Origin of the sequence: Mesorhizobium sp. B2-4-7 (genome assembly GCF_006442685.1) — a bacterium.
Classification (GTDB): domain Bacteria; phylum Pseudomonadota; class Alphaproteobacteria; order Rhizobiales; family Rhizobiaceae; genus Mesorhizobium.
Window position 1 is genome coordinate 1,116,351 of sequence record NZ_VFVH01000001.1, and the last position, 22,629, is coordinate 1,138,979.

Sequence of the window (22,629 nt, forward strand, 5' to 3'; positions counted from 1 at the left end):
ATCGATGACGAGCGCGGTGCCGGGCACTCTCGCCGCCTTTTTGTGCTTTTTTTCCCTGACCGTCAACGCTCCGGGCGCGATAGCCCAGGAAGCGGTGGCGAAGCCGGAAAAAAAGGTCACTGAAATCAAGATAGGGTATTTGCGGGCCTACGCGCCGCAATTGACGCTTTCCATGCTCGACCTGCCGCCGCGTGACGAAGGTGTCGCCGGCGCTACTGTGGCAATCGGCGATAACAACACGACCGGAAAGTTCACCGACCAGAAATTCAGCCTCGACGTGACCGAGATCGAACCCGAAGCCGACGCGGTCCAGGCATTCGAGGACCTGATCGCCAAAGGTGACCACTATGTCGTCGCAGACCTCTCGGCCAAACAATTGCTGTCGATCGCCGATATAGCCCGCGACAAGGGCGTGCTGATCTTCAACATCGGTGCCACCGACGATAGCCTGCGCGAGGAGGACTGCCGCATCAATGTTTTTCATATCGCGCCGACGCGCAGCATGCTTGCCGATGCGCTGGCGCAGTATCTCATGGTGAAGAAGTGGCCGAATTGGGTGCTGCTCTACGGCTCGCATGAGCAGGACCATCTCTACGCCGACGCGTTGCGCCGCGCGGCAACCCGTTTCGGCGGCCAGATCGTCGCCGAGAAGGAATTCAAGGACACCGGCACGGCCAGGCGTACCGACACCGGCGCCACGCAGATACAGCAGCAGATTTCCGTATTCACGCAGGATCTGCCGGAGCACGACATTGTGCTTGTCGCCGACGAAAGCCAGGTGTTTGGCACCTACGTGCCCTACCGCACCTGGACGCCGCGGCTGGTCGCCGGCACGGCCGGGCTTGTTGCATCGTCGTGGCATCCCGCCAGCGAGCAATGGGGCGGCATCCAGATGCAGAGCCGCTTCCTGAAGACGACGGGCCGGCGGATGCTTTCCAAGGACATGTCGGCGTGGACAGCAGTGCGTGCCGTCGGCGAAGCCACCACGCGCACCAAAGGCGACGATGCCAAAAAGATCAGTGACTACATCCGGTCGGGCGATTTCTCGGTTGCCGCCTTCAAGGGACAGAAGCTCACCTTCCGCAAATGGAACCTCCAGCTTCGCCAGCCGATCCTGCTTGGCGACACCAAGTCGGTCGTGTCGACATCGCCGCAGGAGGGCTATCTCCACCAATTCTCCGAACTCGATACGCTTGGTATCGATCAGCCGGAAACGAAATGCGTTCTCAAGTAGGGCCAAAGGGGAGGAATTTGCGTGCAGACACGAGCTTGTGCATTGGCCATTCTCGCGGCCGGCCTCACGGCCAGCCCGGCATCGGCCTATACGGCCTACGTTTCCAACGAGAAGGACAACACGATGACGGTCGTCGACACGGCCACCATGCAAGTGGTGAAGACCGTCGAGGTCGGCCAGAGGCCACGCGGCATCACCATCTCGCATGACGGCAAATTCGTTTATCTTTGCGCCAGTGACGACGACACGGTCGAAATCATCGACACCGCGACGCTGCAAATCGTCGGCACGCTGCCATCTGGCCCCGATCCCGAATTGTTCGTGCTCTCGCCTGACGGCAAGACGCTCTATGTCGCCAATGAGGACGACAACCTCGTCACCGCCATCGACGTCGAGAGCAAGCAGGTCATGGCCGAGATTCCAGTCGGCGTGGAACCGGAAGGCATGGGTATCAGCCCTGATGGCAAGATCATGGTCAACACCTCGGAAACCACCAGCATGGCGCATTTCATCGACACTGGCACCCACGATGTAACCGATAACGTACTGGTCGACACGCGCCCGCGCTTTGCCGAATTCAAGCCGGACGGCTCGCAGGTCTGGGTCAGCGCCGAGGTCGGCGGCACCGTCAGCGTCATCGATAACGCCAAACGCGAAGTGGTGAAGAAGATCCAGTTCGCGATTCAGGGATTGCGGGCTGAGACCATCCAGCCGGTAGGCATCGCCATCAGCGCCGACGGCAAGAAAGCCTATGTCGCGCTCGGCCCGGCGAACCATGTCGCCGTGGTCAATACCGACACCTACGAGGTCGAGAAATACATCCTCGTCGGCCAACGCGTCTGGCACCTGGCCTTCACACCCGACCAGAAAACGCTGATCACCACGAATGGCAACTCCAACGACATCACGTTCATCGATACGGCGACCGACGAGCCGGTCCAATCGCTCACCGTGGGCCAGCAGCCTTGGGGTGTGGCCATTTCGCCCAAATAGCAGACATTGATCATGGGGAGGATCGCGACATGAAATTTCGCCATAGGTTTATCTTCTCCGCGCTCGCCGGATTTGTGCTTGCTCCGATCGGCGCAAGCGCGGATGACGCAACGCCAAAACCCTCGCGTGCCAGCAAGAACCTGCCGGAATTGATTATCGGCTCGGCCGATTCCACCTATGCCGTCAATCAGAAGGATTTCGAACTGATCGCCGGTCAAGGCTATCGGTGGAAGATCACCTCCAAGGGCGGTTTCGAATACAAGTTCGTGACCGACCTGTTCCGCAATGTGTGGATGGACCAGATCGTCATCGACGATCTGGAGGTGCATATGGACGGCGGACCGGCCTGGCTGGAATTCGACGACGCGGGAACAATCCAGGTGCAATTCCACACAGTTCGCCCGGGCGAATATACCTGGTCGGTTCCCGACCTCGCCGACAAGGGCCTGAAGGGCAAGATCACGATCAAGTGAGACCAAAGGCAATCAGGCGCGCTAGATAGCAGTGCGTCCTGCCAACGCGTCCTGAAGGAGCGATCCGGGCATGCAGCATGTGAGGACAAGCGGACCGGGAGACGAGGCGGCGGCGCTCGACGTCAGTGCCGTCAGCCACTCCTATGGACCGAAGCGGGCACTCAACGAGGTCTCGTTCTCGATCTTGCCGGCGACGTTCACCGTCCTGCTCGGCCTCAACGGGGCCGGCAAGACAACGCTGTTCTCCCTGATCAGCCACCTCTATGACACGCGTCACGGGTCGATCCGCATCTTCGGCCACGACATCCGCAGCGCTTCGGGCGAAGCGCTCAGACGGGTCGGCATCGTGTTCCAGGCGCGCACGCTCGACCTCGATCTCAGCGTCTATCAGAATCTTTCCTACCATGCCTCGCTGCATGGCATTGGCGGACGCGAAGCCCGGCAGCGCATCGCCGCGCTGCTTGACACAGTCGACATGCAGGGCCGCCAGCATGACAAGGCACGCAGCCTCTCCGGCGGTCAGATGCGGCGCATCGAGATCGCCCGGGCGCTGCTTCACCGACCTTCCCTGCTCCTGCTTGACGAAGCGACCGTCGGCCTCGACATCGAGTCGCGTGCTGGCATCCTCGCCACCATCCGCAAGCTCGTCGAAACCGATGGTATCGGCGTGCTCTGGGCCACGCATCTGATCGATGAAGTCGACGATACCGATCATGTCGTCGTGCTGCGGCGGGGTGACCTGGTCGCCAGGGGCAAGGTGTCGGATGTCGTCCAGGCAAATGGAGGAAATTCCATTCGCGATGCCTTTTCGAAGCTCAGCCGCATCGACGCGGCAGGCATGGCGGAGACATCGTCATGAGCGCTCCTGCGATGCCCGGAAAAGTTGTCGGCATCAAACCGGTAGGGTCTGAACCATTCGGCCTCCGCCACTATCTCATTTGCCTGAAAGGCATCGTCCTGCGCGAGTGCCTGCGCTTCCTGCACCAACGCGAACGGTTCATTTCCTCACTGGTGCGGCCGCTCGTCTGGCTGTTCATCTTCGCCGCCGGCTTCCGCCAGGTGCTCGGCGTGTCGATCATCCCTCCTTACAAGACCTATGTGCTCTACGAGGTCTACATCACTCCGGGTCTGTGCGGCATGATCCTGCTGTTTTCCGGCATGCAGTCTTCACTGTCGATGGTCTACGACCGCGAGATGGGCAACATGCGCATCCTGCTGGTCAGCCCATTTCCGCGCTGGTTCCTGCTGGTGTCGAAGATGTTGGCCGGCGTGGCCGTATCGATCGTGCAAGTCTACGCATTTCTGATCGTCGCCTGGTTGTGGGGCGTCAGGGCGCCGCCGCTCGGCTATCTCTACGTGCTGCCGGCACTGTTTCTGTCGGGCATGATGCTTTGCGCGCTCGGCATGCTTTTGTCGTCCATGATCAAGCAACTCGAAAACTTCGCCGGCATCATGAACTTCGTCATCTTTCCAGGCTATTTCGCGTCGCCGGCGCTGTATCCTTTGTGGCGTATCCAGGAGGCAAGCCCCCTGCTCTACAAGATCTGCCTCGCCAATCCGTTCACCTATGCCGTCGAACTGATCCGCTTCGCCTTCTATGGGCAGATCGACTGGCTGTCGCTGGGCGTCGTCGCCGGTTGCACGCTGTTGTTTCTGGGCGGCGCCATCATTGCATACGATCCTTCGCGCGGCCTGATGACCCGCAAACAGGACACGGGAGGAAACGGCTGATGGCGCGAATGAGACTTGTCCACACCCTGGTTCTGATCGCCATGCTTGTCCCGATGGACGCCAGGGCGGCAAACACCGATCCCGACTGGCCTTGCATGCAGCGCAAGGTGCCGCAGCTCTCGCTCGGCCAGATCTGGAATGGGCCGGAGCTTCCCCCGGCGGCGAAGGATTGGTCGAAGGATTCGGGCGTCTCCGCGCTGGTCGAGGCGGTGGCGGCCCGACGGACGCCGATTGCCGAAGCCCAGAAGGAGATCAAGGACTTCGTGGCTTCTCTGCCGGCGGAGCAGGTCGCACCAAAGATGGCGATGCTGGTGCAGGGAATGTTCGATCACATGGACGCCGAGCGTTCGCACGTGATTTCCGGCATTTCCCGCTATGCCCACAAACAGCTCGAAATGGCGGCTGAATTGCGCAAGGAAGCATCCGACGTCGACGCCCTACGTGCCAAAGCCGACGCCGATCCGGACGAAGTCGAACGGCGAACCGACCAGTTGAATTTCGCGACGCGCATTTTCAACGAACGTGTCCAGTCGCTGACCTATGTCTGCGACGTGCCGACGATAATCGAGCAGCGGCTCTATCAATTGTCCAGGACCGTCTCGGAAACGCTCGGTCGGAAGAAATAGACCTTCAGTCGACCTTGCGACGGATTTCACGTCTCTTGGCAGGCGACACGTCCGGCGTCTCGCTCCGGTCGATTCCGAACGCCATCCGTCGGTCATCCCGCTCAGGAATCGGGATAAAGCTTACCGAACAGGGGCAGATACATCGCGCCCTTGCGCATCAGGAAATCGTTGAACGTAGCCATGGCCGGCGAGATTGCGTGATCGGTTCGTATCACCGAGAACCATTGTCGGCGGATCGGCATGCCGACAACGTCGAGGATGACGAGCCGGCCAGCTTCCGTTTCCGCGGCGATGGTGTGGGCAGAAATGAAGGCGATGCCCAGACCAGCCATCACCGCCTGCTTGATCGTTTCGTTCGAGCCCATCTCGACACCGAGTTCGTCGATGCGGCCAGGCACGTCGCTCAGGAATATTTCCAGCGAGATGCGGGTTCCGGAGCCGGGCTCGCGAATAAGGAAATGCTCCTCGGCAATGCGCTCTTTGGAGATATCGCGCGCCGCCGCCAGCGGGTGTTCGGGCGGCGCGATGATGACCAGCGGGTGATCGCCGAAGACCGAAGCACGCACCGGGACCTCTTTCGCCGGGCGCCCCATCAGCGCGATGTCGATGTCGTGATTCTTGAGGTTGTCGATTGTCTGGGCACGATTGCCGATGGCAAGCCGCATGTCGATGTCGGGATGTTCCTTCATGAACGCAGCCATCAACCGCGGCGCGAAATACTTGGCGGTGGAAACGACGCCGAGCCTCAAGCTACCCGTACGAACGCCCTTGATGGCGTCGATCTTGTCTTCGAGCAGACCGAGATGCTCCTCGATAGCTTGCGCTGCCTCAACGACGGCCAAACCTGCGGCAGTGGGACGCATGCCGTCCGACGTCCGGTCGAACAGAGCCAGTTGGAATTCTTCCTCCATTTGCCGCAACTGAATTGTCAGTGCTGAAGGAGACAGACCTAACGCCTTGGCCGCACTCACAATTTTTCCGTGCCTGATGATGGCCTGGATGGTCTTGAAATGCTTGAGCGTGAGGTTTCTCATGTCTCATGCTAAATTATTTTTAGTACCAACGTAAAGTTATTGAATTTTACTTATCAAGTGTCGTTTGTTTTCATTCCCCCGATCCAGCCGATCCGAGGAGACGCGGCTGGATCGGGAGGTTACGATGCCAGCGGCAACGCTCGACGCTTTTCTGAACTCCTATCTCGGCCAGCCGGACGAACTTCGCTCCGCGGTCGTAACGACTGTCCGTCAGCTGACACAGGCCGCCAGCAAGATCCGCAATACCATCAATCAAGGTGTGCTCGGCGCCGCCTTTGCCGGGACCCGTGGCGCCAACGCCGACGGCGATGTCCAGAAGGATCTCGACGTCTTCTCCGACGACATCTTCCTCGACGCCATGCGCCACGCTCCGGTCGCGCTCTACGCTTCCGAGGAGCTGGAGCAGCCGGTCCTACTCGACAGGCAAGCACCACTCGCCATTGCCATCGACCCGCTCGACGGCTCTTCCAACATCGACACCAACGTGTCGATCGGAACGATCTTCTCGCTCCTGCCCGCAACTGGCGCGCCGGATGCCGATCCGGCCGCCTCTTTTTTGCAGGCGGGCGTGAATCAGCTGGGCGCCGGTTTCTTCATCTATGGGCCGCAGTTGGCGCTCGTCCTGTCGCTCGGCAGCGGTACGCATATCTTCGTCCTGTCGGCCAGGCTCGGCACCTTCGTCCAGGCATACGAGAGCCGGATCATTCCGCAACGCACCCAGGAGTTCGCCATCAACGCCGCCAACTACCGGCACTGGGACGAGGCCGTGCGGCTCTATGTCGACGACTGCCTGGAGGGCACCGAAGGACCGCGAGAGAAGGATTTCAACATGCGCTGGATCGCCTCCCTGGTCGCCGACTGCTACCGCATATTGATGCGCGGCGGCGTGTTTCTCTACCCCGGCGACCGGCGCAAGGGCTACGGTCAGGGACGGCTGCGCCTGGTCTACGAGGCCAACCCGATTGCCTATCTCATAGAACAGGCTGCCGGTGCGGCCACCGATACGATCAACCGCATCCTGGACATCGAACCCGACAGCCTGCACCAGCGCGTGCCGATGGTCTTCGGGTCGGCGCGGGAGGTCGCGCGCGTCACCCGCTACCACACCGAGCCGAGCAACATCGGCGAACGAGCGCCGCTGTTCAGCCGCCGTGGCCTCTTCAGAGCCTGAGCAGCACCATGTCAGCCAAGCACCCCATCATCACCATCACCGGCTCGTCGGGCGCCGGCACCACTTCGGTCAAGCGTATCTTCGAGCTGATCTTCCGGCGCGAGAACATCGAGGCCGCGTTCATCGAAGGCGACGCATTCCACCGCTACGACCGCGCCGCGATGAAGGCAAAGGTGGCCGAAGAGGAGAAGGCCGGCAATCCGAACTTCACCCACTTCCATGCCGCGGCCAACGAACTCGGGATTCTCGAAGAGGTGTTCGCGGAATACGGCCGCCGGGGATCCGGAAGAACCCGCACCTACATCCATGACGAGGAAGAGGAAAAGCAGTACGGCACGCCACCGGGAAGCTTTACCGAATGGCGCGAGTTCGGTCCCAGCGACCTGCTCTTCTACGAGGGGCTGCACGGCTGTGTCGTCACCGACACGATCAATTTGGCGAAGCATGCGGATCTCAAGATCGGCGTCGTGCCGGTCATCAATCTCGAATGGATCCAGAAGATCCATCGCGACCGTTCGACACGCGGCTATTCCACCGAGGCGGTGATGGACGTGATCCTGCGCCGGATGCCCGACTATGTCCGCTACATTGTCCCGCAATTCTCGCAGACCGCCATCAATTTCCAGCGCGTGCCGATCGTCGATACGTCCAACCCCTTCATCGCGCGCTGGATTCCGACGCCTGACGAATCGATGCTGGTTATCCGCTTCGCCAATCCGCGCGGCATCGATTTTCCCTATCTGCTGTCGATGATCCACGACTCGTTCATGTCGCGGCCAAATTCCATCGTGGTGCCAGGCAACAAGCTCGACCTTGCCATGCAGCTGATCCTGACGCCGCTCATCCTGCAATTGATCGAACGCAAGAGCCGTGTGTCGTGAGGAGGACGCCATGACCAGCCAAACAGCACTAAAGCCTGCCGCCGCCGCCGCCGTCGTCTCGGAGCTCGACATGGCGAACGCCATTCGCGTGCTGGCGATGGACAGCGTCCAAAAAGCGAATTCGGGACACCCCGGCATGCCGATGGGCATGGCCGATGTCGCAACGGTGCTGTTCAACCGCTTCATCAATATCGATCCTTCCAGGCCGGGCTGGCCCGACCGTGACCGTTTCGTACTTTCAGCCGGCCATGGCTCGATGCTGCAATACGCGCTGCACTACCTGCTCGGCTATGAAGACATGCAGATCGAGGAGTTGCAGCGGTTTCGGCAACTGGGCAGCCGCACGGCCGGACATCCCGAATATGGCCACGCGCTTGGTGTCGAGACCACCACCGGCCCGCTCGGACAAGGCATTTCCACGGCGGTCGGAATGGCGCTGGCGGAGCGCATGCTTGCTGCCCGCTACGGTGCCGATCTGGTCAACCATCATACCTATGTGATTGCAGGTGACGGCTGCCTGCAGGAAGGCATCAGCCACGAGGCGATCGACCTCGCCGGCCACCTGAAGCTTTCCCGCCTGATCGTCTTCTGGGACGACAATGCGATCTCCATTGACGGGCCAACCTCCCTGTCCACGTCGATGGACCAGCCGGCGCGCTTCAAAGCCGCCGGCTGGGACGTCCAAACGATCTCCGGCCACGACATGGAAGCCGTCGCCGCGGCTATCGAGGCGGCGCGGCAGTCGGATCGACCGTCGCTGATTGCCTGCCGCACTGTAATCGGCAAGGGTTCCCCCAATCTCGGCGGTTCGGAGAAGACGCATGGCGCGCCGCTGGGCGAAGCAGAGATCGCCGCGACCCGCGAGAACATTGGCTGGACCTTCGCGCCGTTCGAGGTGCCTGACGACGTGCTTTTCGCCTGGCGCGAAATTGCCGGCCGCGGCGAAGCGATGCGGGGCGCCTGGGAGCAGCGGCTTGCCGCCTCGCCGCAGCGAGAGGCCTTCGAGAACGCGGTCGTCGCCAGACTGCCCGACGCGGTCTTCGAAGCGCTCGATGCCTTTCGCCGAGGGCATGTCGAGAAGGCAACCAAGGTGGCAACGCGAAAAGCTTCCGAAATGGCGCTGGAGGTCATCAACGGCGCCACGGAATTGACCGTCGGCGGCTCGGCCGATCTGACGCACTCGAATCTGACGATCACCAAGGGCATGAACCGCATTGCGCCGAGCGACTATGCCGGCCGCTATATTCACTACGGCATTCGTGAACACGGCATGGCCGCCGCCATGAACGGCATCGCATTGCATGGAGGCTTCGTGCCCTATGGCGGTACGTTCCTCTGCTTCGCGGACTATGCGCGTGGTGCGATACGGCTCTCCTCGCTCATGGGCCAGCGCGTCATCTACGTGATGACGCATGATTCCATCGGCCTCGGCGAGGATGGCCCGACGCATCAGCCGGTCGAGCACCTGGCGATGCTGCGTGCCACGCCGAACCTCAATGTCTTCCGCCCAGCGGATATCATCGAAACGGCGGAATGCTGGGAACTCGCGCTGAAGAGCAGGGATCGGCCGAGCGTGCTGGTGCTGTCGCGCCAGAACCTGCCGATGCTGCGTGAGGCGCACAGCGACGCGAACCGCTCCAGCCAGGGCGCATACATCCTGCGCGAGCCAGCCAGGCACCGTGCCGTCACCCTGATCGCAACCGGCTCGGAGGTCGAGATCGCGGTTGCCGCCGCCGAAAGGCTGGAGACCGAGCATGGCGTCGCCGCCGCGGTCGTCTCGATGCCATGCTGGGAGCTTTTCGAGGAGCAGGAAAGCGCCGCCCGCAAGGCCGTTCTCGGCTCCGCGCCGCGCGTCGCGGTCGAAGCGGCGGCCCGGCTGGGCTGGGACCGCTGGGTCGGCGAGACGGGCGCTGTCGTCGGCATGGCCGGTTTCGGCGCCAGCGCCCCTGCCCCCGATCTGTACCGGCATTTCAACATAACGTCCGAAGCGGTTGCCGCGGCGGCGCTGAAGCTCATCATCTAGGAGGACCCACAATGGCCCGCATCACCCTTCGCCAGCTTCTCGACCATGCCGCCGAGCACGGCTACGGCGTCCCTGCATTCAACATCAACAACATGGAACAGGGCCTCGCAATCATGGAAGCGGCCAAAGCCTGCGACGCGCCTGTCATCATCCAGGCCTCACGTGGGGCCCGGTCCTACGCCAACGACGTCATGCTGGCCAAAATGATGGAGGCATTGACTGAAATGCATCCGACCATTCCGCTGTGCATCCATCAGGACCACGGCAACGACGAGGCCACCTGCCTTTCCGCGATCCGCCACGGCTTCACCTCGGTGATGATGGACGGATCCCTGATGGCAGATGCCAAGACGCCGGCAAGCTATGCCTACAACGTCGCCGTAACCGAACGAGTCACACGCATGGCGCATTGGGTCGGGGCTTCCGTCGAAGGCGAACTGGGCGTGCTCGGATCGCTGGAAACCGGCCAGGGCGAGGCCGAGGATGGCCACGGCGCCGAGGGCGCGCTCTCCCGCGACCAACTCTTGACCGATCCCGATCAGGCGGTCGACTTCGTGGCCGCAACCCAGGTGGACGCGCTGGCGATCGCCTGCGGCACCTCGCACGGCGCTTACAAATTTACCCGCAAGCCGGACGGCGACATACTGGCCATGCAGGTGATCGAGGCGATCCACGAGAAGCTACCCAACACGCATCTGGTCATGCATGGCTCTTCCTCCGTGCCACAGGAACTGCAGGACATCATCAACAAATATGGCGGCGAGATGCCCCAGACCTTTGGCGTCCCGGTGGAGGAAATCGAGCGCGGCATCCGCTACGGCGTGCGCAAGGTCAACATCGACACCGATTGCCGCATGGCCATGGCCGGGCAGTTCCGCCGCGTCGCGACGGAGAATCCGCGCGAGTTCGATCCCCGAAAATTCCTGAAGCCCGCCATGGACGCCTTGCACGATCTTTGCCGAGACCGCTTCGAGCGTTTCGGCACGGCGTCCAACGCCTCGAAGATCAAGGTCATCGCCATGGACGAGATGGCCAAACGCTATGCCGCGGGAAAACTCGCGCCCCATATCGCAACCGCGAAAGCCGCCTGAGCAACAAACAGGAGACCTGTCATGAACAAGATCGATATGCTGCCAGCGGGTACGCTCAAGGAAGGCAAGGAACGCTACAAGTCAGGGGTCATCCCTTACAAGAAGATGGGCTACTGGGAGCCGGACTACAGGCCCAAGGAGACCGATCTGATCGCGATGTTCCGGATCACGCCGCAACCCGGCGTCGACCACGAGGAGGCAGCGGCCGCCATCGCCGGTGAATCCTCAACCGCGACTTGGACCGTGGTGTGGACCGACAGGCTGACAGCCTGCGAGCTCTACCGCGCCAAGGCGTTCAGATCCGAGCCGGTTCCAAACACCGGTCCCGGCACCAAGACCGAGCAACAGTACTTCGCCTACATCGCCTACGACCTCGACCTGTTCGAGCCGGGCTCGATCGCCAACCTGACCGCATCGATCATCGGCAACGTGTTCGGCTTCAAGGCGGTCAAGGCGCTGCGACTGGAAGACATGCGTATCCCGGTCGCGTATCTCAAAACCTTCCAGGGACCCGCAACCGGCATCGTGGTGGAGCGTGAGCGGCTCGACAAGTTTGGCCGTCCGCTGCTCGGCGCGACGACGAAGCCGAAGCTCGGCCTGTCAGGCCGCAACTATGGCCGCGTCGTTTACGAGGCCCTGAAGGGCGGCCTCGACTTCGTCAAGGACGACGAGAACATCAACTCGCAGCCCTTCATGCACTGGCGCGACCGCTTCCTCTACTGCATGGAGGCGGTGAACAAGGCTTCAGCTGCCACTGGCGAGGTCAAGGGCCATTATCTCAACGTCACCGCCGGCACCATGGAGGAGATGTACGAGCGCGCCGAATTCGCCAAACAGCTTGGCTCCTGCATCATCATGATCGATCTCGTCATCGGCTACACGGCGATCCAGTCGATGGCCAAGTGGGCACGCCGCAACGACATGATCCTGCACCTGCACCGCGCCGGCAATTCGACCTATTCGCGCCAGAAGAACCACGGCATGAATTTTCGCGTCATCTGCAAATGGATGCGCATGGCCGGCGTCGACCATATCCACGCCGGCACTGTGGTCGGCAAGCTGGAAGGCGACCCGCTCATGATCAAGGGGTTTTATGACACGCTGCGCGAGGAGCGCACGCCGCAGAATCTCGAGACCGGGCTGTTCTTCGATCAGGACTGGGCCTCGCTCAACAAGGTGATGCCCGTCGCCTCGGGCGGTATCCATGCCGGCCAGATGCACCAGTTGATCCATTATCTCGGCGAGGACGTCATCCTGCAGTTCGGTGGCGGCACGATCGGCCATCCCGACGGCATCCAGGCGGGCGCGACGGCCAATCGCGTTGCATTGGAAGCGATGATCCTGGCCCGCAACGAGGGACGCGATTATTTGCGCGAAGGAACCAAAATCCTCGAACAGGCGGCCAAATGGTGCACGCCGCTGAAGGCTGCCCTGGAGACCTGGAAGGATGTCACCTTCAACTATGAATCGACCGACACGGCCGATTTCGTGCCAACCGCAACGCCCAGCTTCTAGAAGAAAGGAACCGTCGCCATGATGACCAATCCGGGAAACAAGGTCACGCAGGGACAGTTCTCGTTCCTGCCCGACCTGACCGATGAGCAGATTTCGGCGCAGATCAAATATGCGCTGAAGAACCACTGGGCCGTCAGCGTCGAGTACACGGACGATCCGCATCCGCGAAACACCTATTGGGAAATGTACGGCAACCCGATGTTCGATTTGAGAGACCCGGCGGGCATCCTGCTCGAAGTCAACGCTTGCCGGAAAGCCTGTCCGAACATGTATGTCCGGGTAACCGCCTTCGATTCGACCAAGGGATGGGAAGCGCCGCGCATGTCGTTCATCGTCAACCGGCCGCCCAGCGAACCCGGGTTCCGGCTGCTGCGCCAGGAGCGTGACGGCCGCAGCCAGGGTTATTCGATCGTGCCTTATGCGACCGACAGGCCCGAGGGCGAGCGGAGCTAGCTGAGCCATGCTGGACACGATAGCAAAGGGCGCTGGCGCGCAGGACGAATCGGTTGATCTGCAGGCCGAGTTCGAAGCGTCCAACATCGACGAGGTGATGGACAAGCTCGATCGCGAACTCATTGGCCTGAAGCCAATCAAGAACCGCATCCGCGAGATCGCGGCTCTTCTCCTGGTCGACCGGCTTCGCCGCAAGTTCGGTCTGACCTCGGGCGCACCAACGCTACATATGAACTTTACGGGAAATCCCGGCACGGGCAAGACCACCGTGGCGCTGAGGATGGCCGAAATCCTGCATCGCCTCGGCTATATCCGGGAGGGGCACATGGTCGCGGTGACACGCGACGATCTCGTCGGCCAGTATGTGGGCCACACCGCACCCAAGACGCGCGACGTGATCAAGCGCGCCATGGGCGGCGTGCTTTTCATCGACGAGGCCTATTATCTCTACAAGCCCGAGAACGAACGCGACTACGGCCAGGAATCGATCGAGATCCTGCTGCAATGCATGGAAAACAATCGTGACGACCTGGTCGTGATCCTTGCCGGCTACAAGGACAAGATGGATCGTTTCTTCGACAGCAATCCCGGCATGCGTTCGCGCATCGCCCACCACCTCGATTTTCCCGACTACGGCGTCAGCGAGCTGAAATCGATCGCCGAGATCATGCTGGCGGAGCAGAATTACCGCCTCAGCGAAGCGGCCGCCCAGGCCCTCGAAGAGTATCTTCCGATCCGCATGAGGCTGCCGCATTTCTCCAACGCGCGCTCGGTGCGCAATGGGCTGGACCGGGCGCGGCTTCGCCAGGCCAATCGGCTTTTCGCATCGCGAAGCCGTGCCCTGACCAAGGCAGACCTTATCACCATCGAGGAATCCGATATCCGCGGCAGCCGCGTATTCGCGGAAGGGAAGCTCGAAGGCGAACCGGAGACGAAGGCGCGCTGACAGGACGAAGCCGGCTGGCGGGCGCCCCGAGACGAAAGACAGAAATTGGAGACGACGACCATGGTCACCAGGACAATCATCGCGCCCTCCGTGCTTTCCGCGGATTTCTCGCGGCTCGGCGACGAGGTCGAAGCTGTCGTTCAGGCGGGCGCCGACTGGATCCATCTCGACGTGATGGACGGGCATTTCGTGCCCAACATCACCTTCGGTCCGCCGGTCATCAAGGCGATCCGTGGCCGAACGGACAAGGTCTTCGACTGCCATCTGATGATCGCACCGGCCGACTCGTATCTGGCCGCCTTCGCCGATGCCGGTTGCGACATCATCACGGTGCATGCCGAGGCTGGACCGCATCTCGACCGCTCATTGCAGGCGATCAGGAATCTTGGGAAGAAGGCCGGAGTGTCGCTCAATCCGTCGACGCCGGAGAGTGTCATCGAGTATGTGCTCGACCGGCTCGATCTGGTGCTGCTGATGACGGTCAATCCAGGCTTCGGCGGCCAGGCTTTCATTTCAGCGATCGTCGAGAAAGTCAGACGGATCAAGGGCTTGGTTGGCCATCGCCCGATTGACATCGAGATCGACGGCGGAGTCACGGCCGAAACCGCCCCGCTGGTCACCGCGGCTGGCGCCAACGTACTGGTCGCCGGTTCGGCTGTATTCAAGGGAGGCACCGAGGCAGCCTATCGTGCCAATATCGGCGCCATCAGACAGGCGGCCGATGGCGCGATCCGGAAAGCCGCGTAAACCGTTGTCGGGGAGACGAACATGGCTGCGGTCCCACCTGTATGCGATTTCGGCTGGCCCGCCATCGATGCCGTTTTGCCCGGCGTCGACGGCACGTCGCATTCCATCTTCGGTCACGCCGGCCCGAATGGCCTGGTCGTGGCCTTCATCTGCAATCACTGCCCTTATGTGAAGGCCGTGATCTCTCGCATCGTACGCGACGCCAATGGCCTCAAGGCCGAAGGCATCGGCTTCGTCGCGATCAACTCCAACGATGCCGACACCTACCCGGACGATTCCTTCGACCACATGAAGCGCTTCGCCATGACGAACGGCTTCAGCTTCCCTTACCTGCACGACGAGGCGCAGACCGTAGCGCGCGACTACGCAGCGGTGTGCACTCCCGATTTCTTCGGGTTCAACAGCGAACTGAGACTGCAATATCGCGGCCGGCTGGACGCGTCGCGACGCGAATCCGGACCGCTCGGGCTGCGACGCGATCTGTTCGAGGCGATGAAGCAGGTTGCTCGAACCGGGGATGGTCCGTTCGACCAGATCGCCTCGATCGGCTGCTCGATCAAGTGGAAGGATGCTGCATGAATGTCGGCGCAGGTAGGTCGCTTCGACCGCCGAAGGCGATCCTGTTCGACCTCGACGGCACGCTGGTCGATTCGGCGCCTGATATAACGGCCGCCGTCAACGAGTTGCTGGCCAGCCGCGATCTGCCGCCGTTGCGCCTGGACCAGGTCAAGGCCATGATCGGTGGCGGCGTCAGGAAATTGATAGAGCGGGCATTCGCGGCGTCGGGAGCGCCGCTCGTCGGCAACGCGCTCGATGAGGCCAACCGCGTCATGGCGCCGATCTACAGCCGACATCTGACCGGCCTGACAAGACTGATGCCTGGCGTCAGGGAGGTTCTCACACACTTCTACGCGAAGGGAATGGCCATGGGCGTGGCGACCAACAAACCGCAGTTGGCGACTCGCGAGATCCTGCTGCATTTCGGACTGACGGAATATTTCCGTGCGATCATTGGCGGAGACGCGGTGACATGCCTGAAACCCGCGCCCGATGCTCTGCTGCTGGCGCTCGCCCAGCTTGGAGTCGACCCCTGTGACGCGCTGCTGGTCGGAGACAGTGGCGCCGATGCAGGCGCCGCGCGCGCCGCCGGCATGCCCGTCATTCTGCTGCGCGGCGGATACACCCATTTTCCGGTTGAAGAGCTTGGCGCCGACCAGGTTTGCGACAGCCTTTTCGACCTGCCTGCGGCGATACAGGGGCTGCAAGCCGGTGCTTGATCGGGGCGAACGCCGGCCGGACGCAAGTTCGAACGGCCGGCGGCGCCGCTATTTCGAGAATTGCTTCAAATAGGCGATGACGTTGGCGATGTCTTGGTCCTGCTTGAGGCCGACGAACGCCATCTTCGTTCCTTTGACCATGGCCTTGGGATCGCGAAGGTAAGTCGTCAGCGTGGGTTCGTCCCATTTGACGCCGGACTTGCCTGCCGCGACCATCGCTTGGGAGTAACTGAACCCCGGGTGTGTGCCAGCCGTCCGGCCGATGACGCCGTTCAACGACGGGCCGACCTTGTTCTTGTCCTGGTCGGCGACATGGCAGACCTTGCATTTGGCGAAGACCTTCTCACCCGCCGCGGCATCCTGTGCCTGGGATTGGCTTGTGATGAAGGACACAGCAAACACGACTGCGAAAAATGCGATTGCGCGCATGGCATTTCCTCATGGATCGTCTGGGTGCCCTGGACGATTTTGCGCATGCCGATCTTTCATCCATTGGCATGCACCTTACGCGGTGGAGTGGAGTATCCGCTTTCCCTTTGTGAAGCGGCGCCGCGCGAATCGAAAAGCTAGTTGGCGTGCGGTGAAAGTCAATCGTATAAAGGTATAGAGGCTTGAGTACCCAGGGTACCGGTATTCGTCTTTGTTGACGGCTATCGGGCGAATGCGTAGCTTCAAGACATCCGGTTTCTCCACTGGCACCTCGGGAATCCGGCAACTGGCGATTTTGTCCAGGCTCCTCATTGGGCCGGACCAGTCGAGACAGGCGTCCCGGAGCGCAAGAGGTGCTAAATGGATATGGTCGATCTCATATTAACGGTGTGCCTCAGCACCAATCCGGGCAATTGCCGAGACGAACACCTCTATTTCGAGAGCCGCGGCTCTCTGCTCCAATGCATGTTCCTTGCACCTAGCGAGATCGCGAAATGGTCTCAGGAACACCCGGCCCTCAAGGTCATGCGCTGGAAATGCGCATTTCCGAGCAAGGAACGAGCGATCTGATTGACGTCCTGGAGCCCAGGGAGAAGGTGCCATGATGATTTCACGGCGCAACACGCTGCGTCTGGCGATTCTCGGCACAGTCGCTACTCTTGCCGCCAGGCCTGTCTTTGCAGCAGCCAGGATTCGCGTCGGCGTCCTGAAGTTTGGAACCGTGAGTTGGGAACTCGACACGTTGAGGCAACACAAATTCGATGTGGCGAACGGGATCGATCTGGAGATCATCGATTTCGCCGGGGAGGACGCGACCAACGTCGCCTTGCTGGCCGGTGCGATCGACATGATCGTCTCCGACTGGCTGTGGGTCTCGCGCCAACGGTCGGAAGGCGGCGACCTCACATTAGCCCCCTATTCGACCGCCGTGGGGGCGATCATGGTGAAGGAGGGGTCGCCGATCCGGACGGTCGCCGACCTCAAGCACAGGAAGATCGGCGTCGCTGGTGGCCCGCTCGACAAGAACTGGCTCCTGATACAGGCTCTGACCAGACGCGACTACGGGGTCGACCTGTTGGCAACCAGCGACATCATCTTTGGCGCGCCACCGCTGATTTCGGAAAAGGCCATGCAGGGCGAACTCGATGCGGTGCTGAATTTCTGGCATTTTTGCGCCCGTCTCGAGGCCAACGGCTTTCGTCGATTGATGGGCGTGAACGATGCGGCGCGTGCGCTCGGCGCCTTGGGACCTGTGTCGGCACTCGGTTACGTCTTCCATGACCAATGGGCGAACGAGAACCCGGATGCCGCCAGGGGCTTCGTCAGGGCCTCCGCGCAAGCCAAGGACCTGCTGGCGAGATCCGACGAGGAGTGGCTGCGCCTGGCGCCGATCATTCGCGCGGAAGGCAAAGAACTGGAAAAACTCCGCGACCGCTACCGCCAGGGCATCCCCAGGCGGGCGGTCGCCGAGGAAGCGGCCGACGCCGGCAGGCTCTATCATGTGCTGGCGGCGATCGGTGGCGCGAAGCTGGTCGGCAGCGCGCCCGAGATGGCGCCCGGCACATTCTGGCAGGACCGCGCGAAATGACCGCACCGGAAACCAGCAACGGCACGCGAGGTACCTCGACGAGCATGTCCGGGCGATCCAGCTTGGCGACAACGCTGATGCCCGCGCTGACCGTGGCGGTTTCCTTGCTCGGGCTTTGCCTGCTGTGGAGCCTTGCGGCGAGTGTCTGGCGGAGCCGTGCCCTCCCGGGGCCGGGACAGGTCTGGCAGGTGCTCCTCAGGGAGGCTGCGAGCGGCGACCTCTTCTATCATCTCGGCGCGACCCTCGGCCGGGTCGCCGCGGCCTATATCGTCGCGATGATCATAGGATCGGTCATCGGCGTTCTGCTCGGCAGCTATCGTCGCGCCGACCGCTTTTTCAACCCATGGGTAATTCTGTTCCTCAACATCCCGGCGCTGGTCGTCATCGTCCTCGGCTATATCTGGTTCGGACTTAACGAGGCCGCGGCGATCGGCGCGGTGGCGGTGAACAAAATCCCGAATGTCGTAGTGACGATGCGTGAGGGCGCCAGGGCGCTTGATCCGAGCTACGCCGAAATGGCCACTGTCTATCGCTTCGGTCCTCTCGATCGCATCCGCCACATCCTGCTGCCGCAATTGCAACCCTATCTTGCCGCCGCGTCACGATCCGGCATCGCCCTCATCTGGAAGATCGTCCTGGTCGTCGAACTGCTCGGCCGGTCGAACGGCGTCGGCTTCCAGATCCATCTCTATTTCCAGCTCTTCGACGTCGCCGCCATTCTTGCCTACACACTGGCTTTCGTGGCGGTGATGCTCGTCATCGAACTTCTTCTGGTGCAACCCGTTGAACGACATGCAACCCGTTGGCGCCGTCGTCCCGCTTAGGGTCGATATCGCTGAAAAGACTTTCAGGTCCGCGCAAGGCGTCTCGATCACGGCGCTTCAGGACCTTTCCTTCGAGGTCCGGCAAGGCGAATTCGCCTGCTTGCTGGGACCGTCGGGCTGCGGCAAAACCACGACGCTGCGTATCCTGCTTGGGTTGGACAAGGATTTTTCCGGATCCTTCCAGTTGCCGCAAGGAGGCTCCAACCGCATCGCGGCCGTGTTCCAGGAGCCGATCTTGCTGCCGTGGCGAACGGTGGAGCAGAATGTCAGGCTGGCCTTGCCGAAAAGCTTGAGAACGAAGAACCTCGACGGTCTGTTTGAAACTCTCGGCCTCGCCGGCATGCGCTCGCTCTATCCTGCGGAACTGTCGCTCGGCCTTGCGCGCAGGGCAGCACTTGCCAGGGCCTTCGCTACCGAGCCGGCGATGCTTGTCCTGGACGAACCGTTTGTCTCGCTCGACCACCAGACCGCCGAGCGGCTTCGTCACCTGCTTCTGTCGGTGTGGTCGGCACGGCCTACGACCGCCTTAATGATAACGCACGATCTGCGCGAGGCGCTGATGCTGTCGGATCGCATCATCGTGCTCGCGCCGCGACCAGCACATGTGCTGGGCGTGTTCGACGTGCGGTTGCCTCGGCAACATCGCAATTCACAGGTGATGAGCGACCTTCTGCGGTCGTTCCGGCAAAGGTTCCCGGGCGTCACCTGAACGCCCTGATGGCGAATGCATATCGGAGGACCCCATGTCGATTGATCGGCTACGACGCAGGGTTGTGAGTGGGTTTGCCTGCACCGCCGTCAGTGCTGCCTTGCTGCCGTGCTGCCTCGGACGAGCCGCCTTGGCCGCGGCCGGCGGCCTGCGGTTCTCGGTCCGCCAAATCGCCGACGGCGTCTTCGCCTTTCAGGGCGTGGATGAATTGATGACTACAACCAACGACGGTGCGATCTGCAATCTGGGGGTCGTCGTCGGCACCGATGCAGTTGCCGTCGTCGACAGTGGCGGCAGCCTGATCGAGGCGCACGCCTTGCTCGCCGCGATCGGAAAGATAACCGCAAAACCGGTTCGCTTCCTGATCAACACCCACATGCATCCCGACCACATTTTCGGCAATGCGGCATTCCGGGAGATCGGCGCGACCATTGTTGGCCATCGCAATCTGCCGCGTGCCCTCGAGGCGCGTGGCGCGTTCTATCTGCACAATTATCGCGAACAGGTCGGCGAGGCGCTTATGAAGGGAGTCGAGATCGTTTCGCCGGCGATGCTGGTCGACGATCGCCTGGAACTCGACCTCGGCGGGCGCATGCTCGAACTGCGGGCATGGAAGGCTGCGCACACCGACAACGACCTGACCGTCTTCGACCCCGAGACCAGCACGCTCTTTGCCGGCGATCTCGTGTTCATGGGCTCCTTGCCGACGCTCGACGGATCGCTGCTTGGCTGGCTCCGCCAGATGGATGCGCTCGCCGCGATCGGCGCCGCGCGCGTCGTTCCGGGTCATGGTCCGGTACCGGCCGACTGGCCGCAGGCGCTGGCAGGAGAACGGCGCTATTTCGAGATTCTGGCGCGCGATATCCGCAACGCGATCGTCGACGGGACGCCGCTCCGAGAGGCCGTCAAAACCGCCGCCGGAAGCGAACGGGGCAAATGGCACCTGTTCGACGACTACAATGAGCGCAACGCAACAGCTGCTTTTGCTGAACTCGAATGGGAATAGACCACACCGACATGCGCCAGAGATCATGAAGTGGGGCGATTTGCCAACGCGTCGTCAAAGGCATATTCTAAACGCCAGCCTGGGCACCACCTCTGTTGCATTGGTGGAGGCATCGAAATGCAAAATCACGCTTACGCGAGCAGGCAGTTCGCCTTGTCGCTTGCATCGTTCTTGGCCGCAATCATCTTGACCATCGGTACGCTGTTCGGCGTCTCCTCAGCCGCCAACGCACAGCAAACAACGGCTTCTTCGGAGAAGATCTGGGAAGACTTGAAAGGCGACGTGTTCGGCGACCGGGCTATTCTGGTCGACACCGGCGTCGTCAGGATCGAAGCGCCAAAGCGGGCGCAAGATGCCGCCATCGTGCCTGTCGACATCTATGTCGACCCAGCCAAGGCGCCGGACGGCATCAAATCCGTGACCTTGATCATCGACGCCAATCCTGCGCCGGTGGCGGCAACGTTCCAGATCGGCAAGGACGCCGGCGTGACACATCTGTCGACACGCGTGCGCGTCAACGATTATTCCTATTTGCGTGCCATAGCGGAGACTCAAGGCGGCCAACTCCACATGGCTCAGACCTTCGTCAAGGCGTCAGGCGGCTGCTCCGCCCCTGCGGTCAAGAACCAGGACGAGGCCATGGCGGCGATGGGGCAGATGAAGCTGCGCCAGTTCCCACCCCAAGAGACGATGAGCAAGGCAGAGGAGTTGCAGTTGATGATCCGCCACCCGAACAATTCGGGCCTGCAGCGGGATCCGTTGACCCAGTATTTCATCCCCGCGCATTTTGTTCAGAAGCTGTCGATCTCGCAAGCCGGCCGGCCGATCCTCTCGATGGAAGGTGGAATATCGATTTCGGAAGACCCTAATTTCCGATTCGATTTCACGGCGCACGGCAATGGTGAAATCCAGGTCGAAGCGATCGACACGGACGGCAAGGTATTCCGCAATCAGTGGCCGCTGGAGAAAACGGGGCTCTGAAGTCTCGAAATACGCTATGCCGCGCTGCCACGGCGATGGGCACGCTTGATCTTTAGAAGCAACGCACGTCGGCTTCCGACTGCGCACGCTTCAGCTCTGTACGGGCTGCCTTCGCCGGTGCGCTTTCCCGAAACAGCCCCGCGTTTTCCCCCGTTGTCAAAGACATGCTCTTGAAGGTCTCGGCCGTCTCATAGTGGTCGTAGGGAAGGATCGAGGCGATGACGTCGATCGAGCAGGAACAGCTTTCCAGCGCCTGACGCGTCTGGCCGTTCGTTCGCATGCAGCCGAGCACGTAGTCGACAACCGTTACTGTGGGATAGTCTCCCGCAGCACCCGCCGGGTTTGCGATGGCCAGTGTCGCCGTGAAGAGCAGCGGCAAGGTCGAAAATCCAACATATCTGATCATGAGAAACCTCCGGTTGGTCCGGGTTCGATGCGCCCGGACGAGATCGGCGTGCCAGTTGGCAACGCGCCGTAAAGCCAGTCAAGCACCCATGGGTTCCGTATACGACCAAAGGAGGAAAGGGCTGTCCACGAGCGATAGCTATGGATGATGACTTGATCACCGGCTCCGCGCCCAGGCTCCCGCGACCGCTTCGTATCTCGCTCAATATCGGAGAACGACGAGACTTTTTACATGCCATCCAAGATGGGCAGCGATAAACATTAGCAAATAACCTCGGTGTATATTAAAATCAAAAGACCGACAGTAAGACTATTTTAGTACGGTTCTCGGTCACCGCGGGAGCGTAAAACACTTCATATTAATCTTGTAGTTCTGTTCATTTCTGTATATTGCAGTGCACCATTTAGAATATTGCGGTGCAACAATGCACTGGGCCTTTTTTGCTTGCCTAGCCTTTTGGGATGACATAGCCTTTCCCTGTTTCCGGCTTC

25 protein-coding genes are annotated in these 22,629 nt (G+C 61.3%); 22 read left to right on the forward strand and 3 right to left on the reverse strand.

Going from position 1 to position 22,629, the window contains the following annotated elements; all coding sequences use genetic code 11:
- The first annotated feature begins 4 nt into the window (after positions 1-4).
- From FJ946_RS05520 to FJ946_RS05545, 6 genes are all read left to right on the forward strand, one after another.
- On the forward strand, positions 5-1,234 hold the full coding sequence (locus FJ946_RS05520; RefSeq protein ID WP_140515151.1) for an ABC transporter substrate-binding protein: 1,230 nt from the start codon (positions 5-7) through the stop codon (positions 1,232-1,234).
- A gap of 42 nt (positions 1,235-1,276) precedes the next feature.
- A complete protein-coding gene (locus FJ946_RS05525; RefSeq protein WP_246673098.1) occupies positions 1,277-2,227 on the forward strand; it encodes a YVTN family beta-propeller repeat protein in 951 nt (316 codons plus the stop codon).
- 29 nt (positions 2,228-2,256) lie between these two features.
- Positions 2,257-2,700: a hypothetical protein gene (locus FJ946_RS05530; protein ID WP_140515149.1), complete on the forward strand. Its 444-nt coding sequence runs from the start codon at positions 2,257-2,259 to the stop codon at positions 2,698-2,700.
- A gap of 70 nt (positions 2,701-2,770) precedes the next feature.
- Complete coding sequence (locus tag FJ946_RS05535) at positions 2,771-3,559, forward strand: ATP-binding cassette domain-containing protein (RefSeq protein WP_140515148.1); 789 nt, start codon at positions 2,771-2,773, stop codon at positions 3,557-3,559.
- A gap of 11 nt (positions 3,560-3,570) precedes the next feature.
- Positions 3,571-4,431, forward strand: a complete 861-nt coding sequence (locus tag FJ946_RS05540; protein WP_181167723.1) for an ABC transporter permease — start codon at positions 3,571-3,573, stop codon at positions 4,429-4,431.
- Complete coding sequence (locus tag FJ946_RS05545; RefSeq protein ID WP_140498203.1) at positions 4,431-5,057, forward strand: hypothetical protein; 627 nt, start codon at positions 4,431-4,433, stop codon at positions 5,055-5,057. Before FJ946_RS05540 ends, FJ946_RS05545 begins: the two co-directional genes overlap by 1 nt.
- A gap of 101 nt (positions 5,058-5,158) precedes the next feature.
- Here the strand turns inward: FJ946_RS05545 and FJ946_RS05550 are convergent, their stop codons facing one another.
- Positions 5,159-6,091, reverse strand: coding sequence for a LysR family transcriptional regulator (locus tag FJ946_RS05550; RefSeq protein WP_140498205.1), 933 nt, complete (start codon positions 6,089-6,091; stop codon positions 5,159-5,161).
- Positions 6,092-6,215: 124 nt separating this feature from the next.
- On the opposite strand from FJ946_RS05550, the gene FJ946_RS05555 reads away from it, so the two are divergent.
- Genes FJ946_RS05555 through gph form a run of 10 tightly spaced genes read left to right on the forward strand, consistent with a single transcriptional unit; the run spans position 6,216 to position 16,195 of the window.
- Entirely contained in the window at positions 6,216-7,262 is a 1,047-nt protein-coding gene (locus FJ946_RS05555; RefSeq protein WP_140515144.1) for a class 1 fructose-bisphosphatase, read from the forward strand.
- A gap of 8 nt (positions 7,263-7,270) precedes the next feature.
- Complete coding sequence (locus FJ946_RS05560) at positions 7,271-8,143, forward strand: phosphoribulokinase (protein WP_140498210.1); 873 nt, start codon at positions 7,271-7,273, stop codon at positions 8,141-8,143.
- A 10-nt stretch (positions 8,144-8,153) separates the two neighbouring features.
- Complete coding sequence (gene tkt, locus FJ946_RS05565; protein ID WP_140566602.1) at positions 8,154-10,166, forward strand: transketolase; 2,013 nt, start codon at positions 8,154-8,156, stop codon at positions 10,164-10,166.
- 11 nt (positions 10,167-10,177) lie between these two features.
- Positions 10,178-11,257 carry a class II fructose-bisphosphate aldolase gene (gene fba / locus FJ946_RS05570; RefSeq protein ID WP_140566599.1) on the forward strand — a complete coding sequence of 360 codons (1,080 nt, stop codon included), beginning with the start codon at positions 10,178-10,180 and terminating at the stop codon, positions 11,255-11,257.
- A 21-nt stretch (positions 11,258-11,278) separates the two neighbouring features.
- On the forward strand, positions 11,279-12,772 hold the full coding sequence (locus FJ946_RS05575) for a ribulose-bisphosphate carboxylase large subunit (protein ID WP_140498217.1): 1,494 nt from the start codon (positions 11,279-11,281) through the stop codon (positions 12,770-12,772).
- Between the two features lie 18 nt (positions 12,773-12,790).
- A complete protein-coding gene (locus FJ946_RS05580; RefSeq protein WP_140498220.1) occupies positions 12,791-13,225 on the forward strand; it encodes a ribulose bisphosphate carboxylase small subunit in 435 nt (144 codons plus the stop codon).
- Positions 13,226-13,232: 7 nt separating this feature from the next.
- Positions 13,233-14,171: a CbbX protein gene (gene cbbX / locus FJ946_RS05585; RefSeq protein WP_140566596.1), complete on the forward strand. Its 939-nt coding sequence runs from the start codon at positions 13,233-13,235 to the stop codon at positions 14,169-14,171.
- Positions 14,172-14,231: 60 nt separating this feature from the next.
- Positions 14,232-14,918: a ribulose-phosphate 3-epimerase gene (rpe, locus tag FJ946_RS05590; protein WP_140566593.1), complete on the forward strand. Its 687-nt coding sequence runs from the start codon at positions 14,232-14,234 to the stop codon at positions 14,916-14,918.
- Positions 14,919-14,939: 21 nt separating this feature from the next.
- Positions 14,940-15,497, forward strand: coding sequence for a thioredoxin family protein (locus FJ946_RS05595; RefSeq protein WP_140566590.1), 558 nt, complete (start codon positions 14,940-14,942; stop codon positions 15,495-15,497).
- A complete protein-coding gene (gph, locus tag FJ946_RS05600; protein ID WP_140566588.1) occupies positions 15,494-16,195 on the forward strand; it encodes a phosphoglycolate phosphatase in 702 nt (233 codons plus the stop codon). Before FJ946_RS05595 ends, gph begins: the two co-directional genes overlap by 4 nt.
- A 48-nt stretch (positions 16,196-16,243) precedes the next feature.
- Here the strand turns inward: gph and FJ946_RS05605 are convergent, their stop codons facing one another.
- Positions 16,244-16,624, reverse strand: a complete 381-nt coding sequence (locus FJ946_RS05605; protein ID WP_140498230.1) for a cytochrome c family protein — start codon at positions 16,622-16,624, stop codon at positions 16,244-16,246.
- Positions 16,625-16,984: 360 nt separating this feature from the next.
- Between FJ946_RS05605 and FJ946_RS05610 the strand changes: the two genes are divergently transcribed.
- The 6 genes from FJ946_RS05610 to FJ946_RS05635 all read left to right on the forward strand — a co-directional run bounded on the left by FJ946_RS05610 (position 16,985) and on the right by FJ946_RS05635 (position 21,732).
- Positions 16,985-17,194, forward strand: a complete 210-nt coding sequence (locus FJ946_RS05610) for a hypothetical protein (protein WP_140498232.1) — start codon at positions 16,985-16,987, stop codon at positions 17,192-17,194.
- A gap of 31 nt (positions 17,195-17,225) precedes the next feature.
- Complete coding sequence (locus FJ946_RS05615) at positions 17,226-18,212, forward strand: ABC transporter substrate-binding protein (RefSeq protein WP_140566585.1); 987 nt, start codon at positions 17,226-17,228, stop codon at positions 18,210-18,212.
- A 77-nt stretch (positions 18,213-18,289) separates the two neighbouring features.
- A complete protein-coding gene (locus FJ946_RS05620) occupies positions 18,290-19,036 on the forward strand; it encodes an ABC transporter permease (protein ID WP_224519073.1) in 747 nt (248 codons plus the stop codon).
- On the forward strand, positions 19,005-19,745 hold the full coding sequence (locus FJ946_RS05625; protein ID WP_140498534.1) for an ATP-binding cassette domain-containing protein: 741 nt from the start codon (positions 19,005-19,007) through the stop codon (positions 19,743-19,745). The genes FJ946_RS05620 and FJ946_RS05625 overlap by 32 nt, the downstream gene beginning before the upstream one ends.
- Positions 19,746-19,779: 34 nt before the next feature.
- Positions 19,780-20,751 (forward strand): quinoprotein relay system zinc metallohydrolase 2, encoded by a 972-nt coding sequence (locus FJ946_RS05630; protein WP_140566580.1) that lies wholly within the window; start codon positions 19,780-19,782, stop codon positions 20,749-20,751.
- 117 nt (positions 20,752-20,868) lie between these two features.
- Positions 20,869-21,732, forward strand: a complete 864-nt coding sequence (locus tag FJ946_RS05635) for a quinoprotein dehydrogenase-associated SoxYZ-like carrier (protein WP_140566577.1) — start codon at positions 20,869-20,871, stop codon at positions 21,730-21,732.
- Positions 21,733-21,784: 52 nt separating this feature from the next.
- Here FJ946_RS05635 and FJ946_RS05640 read toward each other — a convergent pair whose 3' ends face one another.
- The gene (locus FJ946_RS05640) at positions 21,785-22,138 is read right to left on the reverse strand and encodes a hypothetical protein (RefSeq protein ID WP_140498241.1); all 354 of its coding nucleotides are present in this window, start codon (positions 22,136-22,138) and stop codon (positions 21,785-21,787) included.
- Between the last annotated feature and the right edge of the window lie 491 nt (positions 22,139-22,629).